Source organism: Gilvimarinus sp. 1_MG-2023 (assembly GCF_030548285.1).
Window position 1 is genome coordinate 175,265 of the sequence record NZ_JAUOSC010000001.1, and the last position, 12,023, is coordinate 187,287.

13 protein-coding genes are annotated in these 12,023 nt (G+C 48.7%); 7 read left to right on the top strand and 6 right to left on the bottom strand.

The features are described 5' to 3' along the window. Positions 1-3: 3 nt before the first annotated feature. The 4 genes from Q4563_RS00725 to Q4563_RS00740 all read right to left on the bottom strand — a co-directional run bounded on the left by Q4563_RS00725 (position 4) and on the right by Q4563_RS00740 (position 4,800). Complete coding sequence (locus tag Q4563_RS00725; RefSeq protein ID WP_215977344.1) at positions 4-840, bottom strand: PP2C family protein-serine/threonine phosphatase; 837 nt, start codon at positions 838-840, stop codon at positions 4-6. A gap of 151 nt (positions 841-991) precedes the next feature. Beyond that, positions 992-3,910 carry an insulinase family protein gene (locus Q4563_RS00730; RefSeq protein ID WP_303603280.1) on the bottom strand — a complete coding sequence of 973 codons (2,919 nt, stop codon included), beginning with the start codon at positions 3,908-3,910 and terminating at the stop codon, positions 992-994. Positions 3,911-3,931: 21 nt separating this feature from the next. Then, on the bottom strand, positions 3,932-4,513 hold the full coding sequence (locus tag Q4563_RS00735; protein ID WP_215977346.1) for a tRNA-uridine aminocarboxypropyltransferase: 582 nt from the start codon (positions 4,511-4,513) through the stop codon (positions 3,932-3,934). Next, positions 4,513-4,800: a GIY-YIG nuclease family protein gene (locus Q4563_RS00740; protein ID WP_303603281.1), complete on the bottom strand. Its 288-nt coding sequence runs from the start codon at positions 4,798-4,800 to the stop codon at positions 4,513-4,515. Before Q4563_RS00740 ends, Q4563_RS00735 begins: the two co-directional genes overlap by 1 nt. 173 nt (positions 4,801-4,973) lie before the next feature. Here Q4563_RS00740 and Q4563_RS00745 point away from each other — a divergent pair, with 173 nt between their 5' ends. Continuing rightward, positions 4,974-5,651 carry a methyltransferase domain-containing protein gene (locus Q4563_RS00745; RefSeq protein ID WP_303603282.1) on the top strand — a complete coding sequence of 226 codons (678 nt, stop codon included), beginning with the start codon at positions 4,974-4,976 and terminating at the stop codon, positions 5,649-5,651. On the opposite strand, the gene Q4563_RS00750 is transcribed toward Q4563_RS00745, so the two are convergent. After that, positions 5,648-6,124, bottom strand: a complete 477-nt coding sequence (locus Q4563_RS00750; RefSeq protein ID WP_303603283.1) for a molecular chaperone DnaJ — start codon at positions 6,122-6,124, stop codon at positions 5,648-5,650. The two genes, Q4563_RS00745 and Q4563_RS00750, sit on opposite strands and share 4 nt — an antisense overlap. A gap of 164 nt (positions 6,125-6,288) precedes the next feature. Continuing rightward, a complete protein-coding gene (locus tag Q4563_RS00755; protein WP_303603284.1) occupies positions 6,289-6,678 on the bottom strand; it encodes a hypothetical protein in 390 nt (129 codons plus the stop codon). Between Q4563_RS00755 and Q4563_RS00760 the strand changes: the two genes are divergently transcribed. From Q4563_RS00760 to bcp, 6 genes are read left to right on the top strand one after another with little or no spacing between them, the layout of a single operon-like run. Further along, on the top strand, positions 6,638-8,272 hold the full coding sequence (locus Q4563_RS00760; protein WP_215977351.1) for a hypothetical protein: 1,635 nt from the start codon (positions 6,638-6,640) through the stop codon (positions 8,270-8,272). The two genes, Q4563_RS00755 and Q4563_RS00760, sit on opposite strands and share 41 nt — an antisense overlap. Before the next feature lie 10 nt (positions 8,273-8,282). Further along, positions 8,283-8,828: an LPS export ABC transporter periplasmic protein LptC gene (locus tag Q4563_RS00765; protein WP_215977352.1), complete on the top strand. Its 546-nt coding sequence runs from the start codon at positions 8,283-8,285 to the stop codon at positions 8,826-8,828. Positions 8,829-8,874: 46 nt separating this feature from the next. Then, positions 8,875-9,912 (top strand): agmatine deiminase family protein, encoded by a 1,038-nt coding sequence (locus Q4563_RS00770; protein ID WP_303603285.1) that lies wholly within the window; start codon positions 8,875-8,877, stop codon positions 9,910-9,912. Continuing rightward, positions 9,902-10,783: a carbon-nitrogen hydrolase gene (locus Q4563_RS00775; protein WP_303603286.1), complete on the top strand. Its 882-nt coding sequence runs from the start codon at positions 9,902-9,904 to the stop codon at positions 10,781-10,783. The genes Q4563_RS00770 and Q4563_RS00775 overlap by 11 nt, the downstream gene beginning before the upstream one ends. Positions 10,784-10,788: 5 nt before the next feature. Continuing rightward, the gene (locus Q4563_RS00780; protein WP_303603287.1) at positions 10,789-11,484 is read left to right on the top strand and encodes a GGDEF domain-containing protein; all 696 of its coding nucleotides are present in this window, start codon (positions 10,789-10,791) and stop codon (positions 11,482-11,484) included. A 9-nt stretch (positions 11,485-11,493) separates the two neighbouring features. Beyond that, complete coding sequence (bcp, locus tag Q4563_RS00785; RefSeq protein ID WP_303603288.1) at positions 11,494-11,967, top strand: thioredoxin-dependent thiol peroxidase; 474 nt, start codon at positions 11,494-11,496, stop codon at positions 11,965-11,967. Positions 11,968-12,023: the final 56 nt, after the last annotated feature.

A 12,023-nucleotide genomic window follows, 5' to 3' on the forward strand; every position in this document is an offset into this window, starting at 1 on the left:
AAGTTACTTAAATGTCCAATATAGCAAGGCGAGCAGTAATAAAAATGCGGTGCCGAATATTAATTTGTCCAGTGTACGGTTGTGAGTAAAAATCGGTACCCACTGAGATAGCGCACTAAAAACACCGGGTTTTGTTGTTGGGGCTGCAATCGCCTGGACGGTAATGTTATCGCGACCACCGGCGCGTAAAGCGGCTTGTATCAATTCTCTGGTAACACTCTTAACGTCGGTGCACTGTTTAATTATTCGACTCATTTCACTGGTTTCTAATTCATCCGATAAACCGTCACTGCAAAGAATGATCCACTGATTGTCTTGCCAGGATTTGGTGAGTGTATCGACGGTCACTTCGTCGAGCTCTTGCGAGCCTAAACACTGAGTAATGATGTTTTTGTCGGGGTGTGTGTGAGCTTCGTTGGGCTCGATGGCACCACTTTCGAGCAGCATTTGGACGTAGGAGTGATCTGTGGTGAGGGCTTCGAGGTCTTGACCCGGGGTGTAGAGATAGGCGCGGCTGTCACCCACCCAGGCAATTTCATAATGATCGCCCCAATGTTTCATTGCGACCACGGTCGACCCCATGCCTTCGGCACCAATACCCTTGGCGGCGGCGGATAATACTGCTTTATGGGCGTTTTGAATGGCCGTTTGCAGCGAGCTGGTGGTTTGCTCTTTCAGAGTACGTCGAACTATATCACTGGCGACTTCACCGGCTTCGTGCCCACCCATGCCATCGGCAACCATCCACAGGTTTTGCTCTGGTAGGCTGAGGTAGCAGTCTTCATTATTACTGCGTTTACGTCCCGGGTTGGTCAGTGAACTCGATTCCAAACCTTGCATGTATGGCTTCCGTCCTGATGCTCCACTCAACTGGCGCGCTACACGTCAGTGCGTTGTCTCAGCTGTTTAATCGCCGAGATATATCTTTTTTATAGATTAGCATGGCTTAGAGCCCCTCGCTCGGTAATAAGGGGCAACCTTTTCAATGAGTTTACAGGGTTTTAACCTTCAGCCCTAGTTGCTCTAGTTCTCGATTGGCAGATTTTGGTGCAACAACCGCGATACTGGCATTATCGGCTTGCAAATACTGAGCTGCCACACGTTTTAAATCAGGGCCACTCACTTCAAGCACACGCTGACGAAATTGCTCGCGTTTTTCTCTTGTACGGCCAAACAGCTCGGCATGGTAGGTTTGTTTGGCCTCTCCGGCGGGAGAGCCGGGTTTATCGATACTGCTTACAACGCCCAATATTGCCTGCTCAATATCCTCAGGTTCAATCTCACTGTTTAATAGCCAGTCGATCGAGGCGTCAAAGTCGGCCAGTGTCTCTGTTAGGCGTGGGTCGCGATAAGAGAAGAAGCGAAAAGCACCACTATTACTGTCCTGGCTGGCTCCACCCCCATAGGCGCCGCCTTGTTCGCGAATTACCCGGTGTAAGTAGCCATTTCTTAATATGCCAGCCAGTACGGTTAATACCGCTGCATCGGGGTGGTCAGAGGCGACCGTGGGATAGGCTTTGGCGCAAAAATTAACCTGTGTGTTGGTTACCCAACCCTCGCGAATACATTCATTGACTGGGTTAAAGGTCAAGGCTTTGGCCTCAGCTGGAGGGTTTTCCTGCCACACCTTTTGTAGGATGTCTTTGTAATCGGGTAATGGTTCGCTTTCCCCCACCACCAACAGCTGTCTTGGTGCGTTAAGCAGTCGTTGATGCAGTGCTTGTAAATTTTCGCTAAAGGCACGCAAATGTTGTTCATCGCGATTGGATTCGTCCAGTTCTATCGCGTGAGCGATGCCGGCAAGTCCACTCAGTTGATGATTCACTTTTGCCGAGGGCGACATACCAGCCGTTGCCGCAGCCATGGCTAATGCGTGACCATTGCCTGTGACAGATTGTTCTCGCCGAGCGCGAAATTGCGCCATGAGCTCTTGCAGTCTCGGCCCTTCATCAAAACGTGCTTGGATGAATGTGTCATACATTAACTGTGCACACGCATTAGCATTCTGAGCCAGCGCTTTGGCGGAGATAATTAAATAGCCATCGGTAAATTGTGTATCGGTTCCGTTTGAGCGAATACTGACACGTGCCGATATCGAGCCGACAGTTTTGGCTTGCCTTTGCTGGGCGGCAAGGTAATCCAGATCGGCGTGGCCTACCTCGGTCAAACTGATACTGTATACCGTTAATAATTGCAGTTGTTCGGCGCTTAGCTCTGGCAGATGTACAACCAGTTGTTGGTACACTAAACCATTGGTACCAGCTGCATAACTGCACAGCGGATATTGACCAAGCGTCTCGTGAGTGCCAGCAATATACGCCATATGCTCTGGAATATCGTTGATCTCAACCTTGGGCAAAATAGTTTCGTCGTCTTTTTGTTGTTGACGCGCATCCAGCGCTTGCGCCTGGTCGATAATGGATTGGTAGTCGGCTTCATTAAGACTGGCTTTTATATTGGCCAAGCGTGTTTGTTCCGCTTTTTGTGCCCGAGTGTTTAATTGTGAGTCAGGTCGTAAAGTTAGGGTTACCCGGTGGGTGTTCTCTAATAGAGATTGTTGAACGAGGTTTTGAATAAAATCGGGCTGTTGGATTTTTTTGCGCAAACCTTGCAGTGCCAGTTCGAGGTCCAGTTGCGCGATTGGATCGCCGCGGTGTGTGGCGGCCGTTAACGCCATCATAATCAGTTGCAATCCATAGGGAAAACCATCGCCGCCAATTTCTCGCTGGGCGAGTTCTAATTGGTGCAGCGCCGATTCAATGTCCTCAAGGGGAACGCCTTTATCGGCGACTTCTTGTAAGGTGTCGAGAATCAGGGCCTCCACTTTACGTGTGTCGTCTTCACCGCAGCCTTCCAATCCGCAGACAAAGCTCATTTCAAACTGACTGTCTTCCAGTCCGCACAGCGGGGAGGGGGCCTGTCCGAGGTCGGTTTGCTCTAACGCACGCTGCAGTGGAGATGCGCTGTTGTCGAGCAGAATCATAGCCAGTAGATGCGATTCAAGAGCCGATTCTAAATCGGTCACCTTGCCCAGTAGCCACCCCATAACGATATGGGTCTTGTTGTTGGTGTCTTCATCTTCAGCTTCAAGAGGGTAGGCGTCTTCTACTCGAATGGGGCTGTGTAAACGTTTCTCAGGGTTTACCTGTATGGTTTTATCCAAGGCGTCAAAATGCTGTAGTGCTTTTGCTTCAAAGGCTTGTTGATGCTCTGCAGCGGGGATATCCCCATAGGTCATAAAAGTGGCATTACTGGGGTGGTAATGTTGGCGGTAAAACGCTTGCAAATCGGCGTATTCAAGATCGGGAATATGCTCTGGTTCACCGCCGCTGTTGTGGTGATACGTCGCGGTGGGGAATAAATGGCTGCAGAGTTTTTGCCACAATTGCGAAGGCACTGAGCTCATTGCGCCTTTCATTTCGTTGTATACCACCCCTTTAAAGACCAGAGGCGAATCGCTGTTACCCGACTCCTGAAAATCGAGACGGTGCCCCTCTTGGGCAAAATCGAGTGGGTCAAGGGTGGCGAAAAATACAGCGTCGAGATAGACATCCAATAGGTTGTTAAAATCTTTTTTATTTTGGCTGGCAAAGGGGTAGGCGGTCCAATCGGGGCTGGTAAAGGCATTCATAAAGGTATTGAGTGACCGGCGAGTCATCATAAAAAAAGGATCGCGGACCGGAAAGCGCTGACTGCCGCACAACGCAGTATGCTCAAGAATGTGGGCGACACCCGTAGAGTCTTCGGGCACGGTGCGCAAAGCCACTAAAAATACGTTTTCTGAATTATCACAAGCCAGGTGGATATGCTGTGCGCCGGTAGCACTGTGAACGTACTCTTCAACGGTTAAGTTAAGAGCATCGTTGCGTTCGCGGCGAAGTAAAGTAAAGGTGCTTGGGGTATCAGTCATAGTGTTCTCTGTGGTTTGCCGTCAACGATTTGGGTCAAAATCGGCCAAATGGGTCATATATTGAGCGAATTGTTCGAGCAAAGGGCGGTATTTATCCGAATTGCTCTCTATTTGTTGTAGAGCGTAACAACTTGCTTCCAGTGTGGAAAGTTGATGTTGATCGCGCGCGCTGCGAATACGGTAAAGACTGCTATATTGCGCGGTTAATGCTAGGCGCGGCAAGCGCTGTAACGCGGGGTTGAGCTGCAGCATTTTATGACTCTTGCGCCAAGTTGCGTCCAAAACAATCAGACAGCTGGGCGGTTGAGTGTATGGGATCTGGCGGGTAGTCGAACCATTGTCGTTAGGCTCCGTCGGATACAACAAGGCGGCCCCTTGCAGCCAGGGTGAGAGGCTTTGCGGGGTAAATTGCTCACCTTGAAGCAGCGTTGCATTTGATAAGCTGCGCACTAATAGCTCGCCGGTATTTTTGGGGTGACCATGCTCTTTAGGGTGTTGTAAAAGCACAATCGGACAATAATTGTCCGTAGGTTCTATATAGGCACATAAGCAGCGCTGGGGTGGGCGCTGGCAAGCCTCGCACTGGCTGCGTTTTGCATTCATTAGGATTTGACCGTGGTATGCAGTGTGGGGCAGGGGTGAGGTGAGCCAGCCTCGATAAGAGACAGCTTAGCCTTGCGGTTGAGTTTTTTAATGGCAGCTTCACGCTGGCTGGCCGAGGATCGACTCGGATGTGACTCCAACCAACGCAGTACACGCGGGGGGCTGCTGTGAAAAAAACGCGCGCCTTTTTTGCCTGTACAGTGTTCTGACCAGCGGCGCTCCATATCGGTGGTGATGCCGGTATAAAGTAAGCCTTTTTTGTTTTCGATGATGTATGTAAACCACATAGGGCTATAATACGACATCTTTCCCTGACAATTCAGTAAATCGCCATGCCAAAACAATTCTCTGGAGTCGATCGCAATTTTGATGATCTGGCAGAGCGCTTTGACCGCAATATATACGGTCAATTAAAAGGGAAGATTCGATTGGCGGTGTTACATCGTGACTTTGCTGATTTTTGCCCATTGCACCTTATGTACCTCTGACGCCGGATAAGACTTGCAACATACTAGACGCCGGTGGTGGGCAGGGACAATTTTCGCTGCCTTTGGCCGCGGCGGGCCACTCTTTGACCTTGTGTGATCTTTCACAAAAGATGTTAAGCAAAGCCAAAATTAGGGCGGCGCAACTTGGGGCTGAAGGCGTTCGGTATATTCATAGCCCGATCCAGTCTCTGCCAGAAACAGTGCACTATGATGTGATTTTATGTCATGCCGTCATGGAGTGGGTTGTTGATCCCCAAGCGTTGTTACAGTGCCTGTGGCACAAAATACAGCCAGGCGGCTATGTTTCGATTATTTTTTATAATCACCACGCTTTGGTGTATAAAAATCTACTGCGCGCCAATTACAAAAAGGTGATCGCAGCCGATTACCGAGCATCTCGAGGCAGCCTTACCCCCATTAACCCCATAGAGCCTGAGCAAGTACTGGGGTGGGCCGACTCACTGGGGGCTGAATTATTGTGTCACAGTGGTATAAGAGTATTTCACGATTATATTCTCGACCCGCAGAGCCGCCAGCAGGCCCCAGACCAGGTGATTGAGCTTGAGCTCAGCTATTCTCGCCGGCCACCCTTTCGCGATTTGGGTCGTTATGTCCACTTGTTGTTGCGTAAACCCATGGTTGAGGATTAAACCTCTTGCAGTAATACGTCTTTTGCTTGATTAACCCTCTGAGCGAGATAATCATTGCCGCCACGATCGGGGTGTACCTTTTGCATAAGTGCTTTATGAGCTTTTAATAACTCCGATTGGGTGAGTGTGCCTTGATTAAAGCTTTGTTTTAATCCCAGCACCTCGGCCGCCTCTGAGGGGGACATTCGACCATTGGTGGTTGCTTGAGGATTTTGGGTGCGACGTTTTAGAAAGGGTAATATTTGTACAATCAGCCCCAGGGCAACTTTGCCCAGTGGGAGGAGTGCCGCTAGCGCTGCTCCTAACCAGTGGATTCGTCCGGTCATCACCAGATAAATCAGCAGCACCATTAATAGAGCAAACAGTGTTTGTAAGATTGCTCGACGCTTTTTCCCCGCCGGTTGGCTTTTCAGCCATTGATAACCGAAAAAAACCAAGGCAATAAATAATAAAACGGGTAATAGTCGAAACACGCGAGAGCTCCATAGTCAGAATAAGTCTACTTTAGCATTACTTTGGTGTGAGTTTTAGCGTAACCCCTAGTAGATATGGATGTCATATCGATTGTTTTGCGCGCAAGGCTGAATGTTGGGGCGACAATCGCGATCTAGGGGTATCTTTTGGTCTATTTTGCCCGTTATGATTGCCTATATCTTATATGCTGCTCTATTTCTGACTGGGAAATCTGTATGCTCCGACTGCGAGATTCAAGGATGAATATAAAATCACTGTTAATATTGACCACTCTAGTGTTAGCTGCCTGCGGCGGCGGTAGCGATGGGGGCGCGCCCCCTGTGGGATCGACCTCGTCAAGCTCAATCCAAACCAGCTCTACGCAATTCAGCTCGTTACAGTCCAGTGTGGGGTCGTCCAGCTCAGTACAATCGAGCTCTGTACTGTCGAGCTCAGCCCGCAGTAGCAGTCTGTCGAGCGATTCTAGCGCCAGTGTATCGAGCAGCAGTGCGTTGTCATCGAGTATCAGTAGTGTGCCGGTAAGTAGTTCATCCAGCAGCAGTGTTATTGCCATCAGCAGCTCTTCGGTCAGCTCTGCTGCTAGTAGTTCAACAAGCTCCTCAGTCAGCTCTACCAGCAGTAGTGCTCAATCCAGTGCGTCGAGCAGTTCAGCCGAGGTCGATATCACCGGCACCGTGACCTACGATAGGGTTCCTGTTACGTCTACCGGTTTAGATTATGCCAACACTTATGAGCAACCAGTGCGCGCCGCTGTTGTTAATTTGGTGGACTCATCGGGCCAAATATTGGCAAATACCGAAACGAATGATGCGGGCAGCTACTCATTCACCATCGATGCCAATACCTTGGTTAAAATTCAGGTTGAGGCACGATCACAACGCACAGGTACGCCGCGTTGGCATTTACGGGTGGAAGATAACACCAATGATAATGCACTGTATGTGCTGGAAGGGGCGTTGTTTAATTCCGGCAGTTCCCATTCCAATCGCGATTTACACGCGCCGTCTGGCTGGACCGGCAACAGTTATGGTGATGTCAGGTCTGCTGCCCCATTTGCCATCCTCGATACAGTCTATGATGCCTTAACAAAACTGTTGGAATCGGATGCTAATTTACAGTTACCCGTCTCGCGCTTGCGTTGGTCGCCTCTGAATAAAACTGCCAATGGTGCATTAACCAGTGGCGACATCGGCACCAGTTTTTACTCCAATTCGGTTATTTATATTCTTGGTGACGAAGATAATGATACCGATGAGTACGATCAGCATGTGGTGGCCCACGAGTGGGCGCACTATTTAGAAGATAAGCTTGCCAATCGGCAAGATTCGGTCGGCGGTTCTCACAGTGGCAGTGATAAGTTAGATATGCGAGTAGCTTTCTCTGAAGGGTTCGGTAATGCCATTGCTGGGCATGTATTGGCAGATGCCCTCTATCTGGATACTTATTCTGCTCAGCAAGGGTTTGCCGGTGGCTTTGATATTGCAGCGGGGTCTTACTCAGACAGCGGTTGGTTTAACGAATCTTCCATTCAAAGTATTCTCTATCGATTCTCACAAACGACTGGCGGGTTTGACGCGGTTGTTGATGTGTTAAGTTCCCCGCACTACCGCGATAGTGAGGCGCATTTAAGTATTTTTACCTTTGCCGATGTGTTGTCCAACGTTGAACCGACTAAATTATCGAGTTTTGAAAGTTTTTATAATGCCGAAACCATTCATTCGACGGATGCCTTTGCGCTGGGTGAAACCAATGATGGTGGCACCCCTAATGCGTTGCCAATTTATAAAACTCTACCCACCGATGGCTCAATCACTAATGTATGTAGTACCCAAATTAACGGTACATCGCAAGGCTCTAATAAATTGGGTTCCTGGGTGTATTTCACAATTCAACCGACGGTGACCGGAACCTACCGGTTGGATATAAATAAGACCAGTCCCGCGGCCAGAGCCACCGACCCCGATTTTATTGTCGCCCTACGTGGCCAGTCGATCGCTGAGGGATATTCGGCCGAGGTTGATGCCGAGAGCAATAGTTTTTCTCTGGTCAATGGAAATCTTTATGTCGTATCGGTGCAAGATTGGAATGCTCATAGCGACAGTAACGAGGCATCTTGTTTTGATCTTACTTTGGCCCAGTTACCTTAAGGGATAGGTTATGAATATTGTAAGCAAAATTTGTTTATTAGTGGTGTGTGTTTGGGGTCTCTACGGTTGTGAGAGAGGGCAGTCGCCGTTAAGTCTAGACAAGAAACCGATCAGTCGCGCCTTGCCTATAATCACGGCAAAATCATTGCACTCACCAGTGGGTAAGCCCTCAATGAATGTAGCGATTAAATACTCTGAATATACAGTGCCGATGGGGGAGGTGTTTGAACTTGAGACACCACTGCTTAGCGGTTTAGATGCGGGTGAGCTTGAGGTGACTGCCACAGCCGATAATGCAGTTACTTTGTACGATGGCGTCTTTAAGCGTTTTTCTCCGGTTCGTCGAGGAGAGCTGCCCTTCACTTTAAACGTATTGGTTCAGCAGCCCGGCAAGCATTACCTGACGCTTGAGTTGACGCACCGTAAAGAGCGGGTAAAGTTTCCTCATAAGACAGTTAAACTTATTTTATGGGTTGGCGAAAAGCCTGAGCTAACGCTAAAGAAGGCATCAAGCTTATCCAAACACACCGTCTTGCCGGCGCAAGAGCGCGAGTGATCGAAGCTCGTTATGCATACTCTCCGTCCAGTGTGGGCAAAAGGCTATGACGCAATTTGAATTATTACCCGAATGGAGCCCGCAAGCGGCGGTGCTCTTGACCTGGCCTCATGCTGACACCGATTGGCAGCCCATTTTATCTGAGGCGGAGCTAGTTTATGCTCAGTTAGCCCGCGCTATATGTCAATCTGCAAAATTGATAGTGGCAGCTCCGGCCTTTTTACACGAGCACATATTCACTCAATTAGATGGGCAGGGTTTAACCGTCAACCAGTTCAAACTCTACCCTGTTAATAGCAATGATACCTGGGCGCGCGATCACGGCCCGCTCTCGGTCAGTGATGGACGCTCCTTTAAAATCATGGACTTCACATTTAACGGTTGGGGGGAGAAGTACGAGGCGGATTTGGATAATCAAATAACCGGTACGCTGGCGTCTCAGGGTGTGTTCTCAGTTCCTGTGGAGGCCAGCCCTTTTGTCTTAGAAGGTGGCGCTATCGAAGTAGATGAAACCGGCGCCCTGCTAACCACGGGGAAATGTCTATTAAATCCTAACCGCAACCCCACATACTCACGTCAAGAAATTGAGGCTGTATTGCATAAAAGCTTAGGAGCCAAAAAAATTAATTGGCTGGATTACGGTTATTTGGCCGGGGATGATACTGACAGCCATATTGATACTCTGGCGCGATTTGGCCCTAATAATGCTTTGTTGTATGTGACCTGCGATGATCCTACAGATGAACACTTTATCGAATTGAACCAAATGCAGGCGCAGCTGCAAACCTTCAGTAACGCCAAGGGGCAGGCTTATCGATTATTTGCCTTGCCTTGGCCCAAAGCCATATTCAACCAAGCAGGCGAGCGGCTACCCGCTACTTATGCAAACTTTTTAATTGTAAATAAGACGGTATTGGTGCCAACCTATAATGACGTGAATGATGCAAAAGCTCTGGAGGTGATCGGGCGCGCCTTCGCGGATTTTGTCATAATAGGCATTGATTGCCGTGTGTTGATTAAGCAACATGGCAGCTTACATTGCGTTACTATGCAGCTACCGGTAGGAGTGGTCGATGGTGAATAATTTAAAAGTTGGGGTTATACAGCAAACGTGCAGCGCTGACCTCAACGCCAATATGGATAAAACCCAACAAACCATTCGTGCATTGGCAAATCAGGGGGCGCAGTTGATTGTGCTGCAGGAGCTGTATCGCGGGTTGTACTTTTGTCAGCAAGAAGATGTAACTCAGTTTGATCAAGCAGAGCCCATTCCTGGCCCGTCAACGGATGTATTAGGTGTGTTGGCCAAAGAGTTGGGTGTGGTCATTGTGGTCTCACTGTTTGAGAAGCGTGCGGCGGGTCTCTATCATAATACAGCCGTGGTCCTAGAGCGTAATGGAGATATCGCGGGCACTTACCGTAAAATGCATATTCCTGACGATCCTGGCTTTTACGAGAAATTTTATTTTACCCCAGGCGATAAGGGTTTTGAGCCAATTGACACATCGGTTGGGCGTTTGGGGATATTAGTGTGCTGGGACCAGTGGTTTCCCGAGGCGGCTCGACTAATGGCAATGGCGGGGGCTCAAGTACTTATTTACCCAACGGCTATTGGCTGGTGTCCATCGGATGACCCCGCCGAGAAAAAACGTCAGAAAGACGCCTGGGTTACTGTGCAGCGTGCTCATGCTATTGCCAACGGCCTGCCGGTGATTAGCGTGAATAGGGTTGGACATGAAGACGACCCTGCCGGCGGTGAAGGTATAGACTTTTGGGGGAACAGCTTTGTGACAGGGCCTCAAGGCGAATTCTTAACCGAATTGGATGCGACTGAGCAAGCACAAGTGGTTAACATAGACTTGCAACGCTCAGAAGATGTGCGACGTATATGGCCATTTTTGCGCGATCGACGTATTGATGACTACCAAGACTTAACCAAACGCTATCGCGATTAACATGAATGACTGATAAAGCTGATCGTAATGAAGATTGTGTGGTGTGTGGACCCAGTTGTCCCTATCGGGATGAGGTGCTTTGTCTGCGCAAAAAAATCGACGACCTGCAAACCATTGCCCGCACCGACGCCTTAACGGGATTATTTAACTACCGGCACTTCTGTGAAACCTTAACCAATGAGATGGAGCGGGTCAGGCGAAGTGGTCAGCCAATGGCACTTGTGATTGGCGATGTCGATCATTTTAAACACTTTAACGATACTCACGGTCATGAACTCGGCAACGAGGTTCTTAAGGGCGTGGGGCGTTGCATCGATCGTACTTTGCGCAAGCTAGATGTGGCTTGTCGCTATGGCGGTGAAGAATTTGCGCTTATATTACCTGGCACCAATCTGCGTCAAGCACAAAGAGTGGCCGAGCGGGTCAGAAAATCGGTAGCCGCTGAACAAATAAGCGCCGAAGACGGCTCTGTATTAACCGTCACCATGAGCTTGGGTTGTACATTGTTTTCCACAGATTGCAGTGTAACGCCAGACCAGCTTGTGGCTGCGGCCGATAAACAATTGTACCAAGCTAAAAATCAAGGGCGTAATTGCGTTTGTGTGGAAGAGCGCAAAGTGGCGAGTAGTTCACCTGTTACGCAAGAAGAAAAGTCGGCCTTGTTTGAATTGCTAAATAACAGTGCCAACCAAGATGATTAAGGAGTTGTAATGAGCTTTCCCAAAGTGGGTAATCTAGCCCCAATTTTCAGTTTGAAAAATCAAGCCGATGAAAAAATCAGCTTAAAAGATTTTCGGGGCAAGAAAAATGTTGTGGTCTATTTTTACCCGAAAGCATTAACCCCAGGTTGTACCACACAAGCCTGCGCTCTTCGTGATGTTAAACAAGAGCTGGATGATCGTGATGTGGTAGTGCTGGGGGTCAGTCCTGATCCTGTTGCTCGGCTACCCAAGTTTATCGATAAACACGAGTTAAACTTTGATCTTCTCTCAGATGAGGATCACAAAGTTGCCGACAAATACGGTTGCTGGGGTTTGAAGAAGTTTATGGGTAAAGAATTTATGGGGTTGATCAGAACCACATTTATTGTGGGTAAAGATGGCAAGCTATTACAAGTGATGGATAAATTTAAAACCAAAACACATCATGAAGACCTGTTGACTGAGCTGGATCGTTTACTATAAGTACATGAGTGATGATTATTTTTGTCGCCTAATAACACAAAGTTATAAACGCCGCC

What these genes read in the sequence shown, in the direction of transcription:
- Q4563_RS00725 (WP_215977344.1), bottom strand. Translation starts at nt 840, where the DNA reads ATGCAAGGTTTGGAATCGAGTTCACTGACCAACCCGGGACGTAAACGC.
- Q4563_RS00730 (WP_303603280.1), bottom strand. Translation starts at nt 3,910, where the DNA reads ATGACTGATACCCCAAGCACCTTTACTTTACTTCGCCGCGAACGCAAC.
- Q4563_RS00735 (WP_215977346.1), bottom strand. Translation starts at nt 4,513, where the DNA reads ATGAATGCAAAACGCAGCCAGTGCGAGGCTTGCCAGCGCCCACCCCAG.
- Q4563_RS00740 (WP_303603281.1), bottom strand. Translation starts at nt 4,800, where the DNA reads ATGTGGTTTACATACATCATCGAAAACAAAAAAGGCTTACTTTATACC.
- Q4563_RS00755 (WP_303603284.1), bottom strand. Translation starts at nt 6,678, where the DNA reads ATGGCAATAACACTGCTGCTGGATGAACTACTTACCGGCACACTACTG.
- Q4563_RS00765 (WP_215977352.1), top strand. Translation starts at nt 8,283, where the DNA reads ATGAATATTGTAAGCAAAATTTGTTTATTAGTGGTGTGTGTTTGGGGT.
- Q4563_RS00770 (WP_303603285.1), top strand. Translation starts at nt 8,875, where the DNA reads ATGACGCAATTTGAATTATTACCCGAATGGAGCCCGCAAGCGGCGGTG.
- Q4563_RS00775 (WP_303603286.1), top strand. Translation starts at nt 9,902, where the DNA reads ATGGTGAATAATTTAAAAGTTGGGGTTATACAGCAAACGTGCAGCGCT.
- Q4563_RS00780 (WP_303603287.1), top strand. Translation starts at nt 10,789, where the DNA reads ATGACTGATAAAGCTGATCGTAATGAAGATTGTGTGGTGTGTGGACCC.
- bcp (WP_303603288.1), top strand. Translation starts at nt 11,494, where the DNA reads ATGAGCTTTCCCAAAGTGGGTAATCTAGCCCCAATTTTCAGTTTGAAA.